The 1270-nt window shown below is 39.8% G+C and carries 1 protein-coding gene; it reads left to right on the forward strand.

Features of this window, described 5'->3' with window-relative positions; genetic code table 11:
- Positions 1–98 precede the first annotated feature (98 nt).
- Complete coding sequence (locus FTT75_RS15645; RefSeq protein ID WP_004646736.1) at positions 99–1250, forward strand: IS4-like element ISAbe18 family transposase; 1152 nt, start codon at positions 99–101, stop codon at positions 1248–1250.
- Positions 1251–1270 lie beyond the last annotated feature (20 nt).

The raw sequence follows: 1270 nt of genomic DNA on the forward strand, positions 1-1270 counted from the left end.
CACTGCTGTCCCATAGTTTGCTTTAAATAAAAAAAACCTGAGTCCTAACAGTTAAAATATGAGTGCAAACAAACACTTTAACGACCAGGATTCAGGTTTTGTCACATCAGAATACCGTATTTCATGAGCTAATTAAACCTGTTGTGCGACAGGATTTTGAACAACTTGCTAAAGTACACCATGTTGGACAGAAATTTAGAGCGGCTTCCCGGTGGGATCAGTTTATTGCCATATTGATGTCTCAATTCTCTTGTAGGCAAAGTCTGAGAGATATTCAATCCAATTTGGAGTGCCAACAGGAAAAGCTAAGTCATCTCGGAGCAAAGTCTATTCCCCGAAGCACGCTGGCACGAATCAATGAGCAACAGCCTGCTGCCTTGTATCAACAGCTATTTTACAAGTTGCTTAAATACTATGAACACTCAAAAGTAGCTCATAAATTTCGCTTTAAGAATCCCTTGTATTCCTTGGATGCCAGTCATATTGACCTGTCGCTTTCCTTATGTGAATGGGCCAAAGTTCACGACTCAAAAGCCAGCATGAAACTCAGTATAGGATTGAATCACAGCAATGATATTCCTGAGTTTGTTGCAGTTGAAAATGGCAAAGAAAATGACATGGTACAAGGCCGCAAATTCCAGTTTCCTGCTGGCAGCATTGTAGTTTTTGATAAAGGCTATGTCGATTACCAATGGTATGCAAATCTGACTGCTCAAAACATTGGATTTGTCACACGTTTTAGGCCTAAATCTGTGTATCAGGTGATCCAGCAACATCCAGTGCTTGAATCCAAAGGTATTCTAAAAGATGAAACCATTCAGCTGAATAGCGCACATGCCCTAAAAAGAAAAGCCCCAGTGTTAAGAAGAATTGAATATAGAGATCAGCAAAGTGGCAAGCACTTTAGCTTTCTCAGCAATAACTTTCATTTAGCCGCCTCCACCATTGCGGCGATTTATAAAGATCGTTGGAAAGTTGAGCTGTTCTTTAAGGCGATTAAGCAGAATCTCAAATTAAAAGCGTTTCTAGGCCGCAGCAGGAACGCAATTCAGACACAAATCTGGATTGCGATGATCGCCTATTTATTGGTGAGTTTCGCTCAACATTTAGGGAAAACAGGTTGGACAGTTCAACGTTTACTCAGAATAATTCAAGTGAATTTGTTTGAAAGAAGAACTTTAAAAGCTTTATTTTCACCCGATAAAATACCCATAAAACAAGAGGAAGCACAAATGAGCTTCCTCTTGTGAAAAATTGTGGGACAGCAATG

This window comes from Acinetobacter sp. YH01008, assembly GCF_013420435.1.
GTDB lineage: Bacteria > Pseudomonadota > Gammaproteobacteria > Pseudomonadales > Moraxellaceae > Acinetobacter > Acinetobacter pseudolwoffii.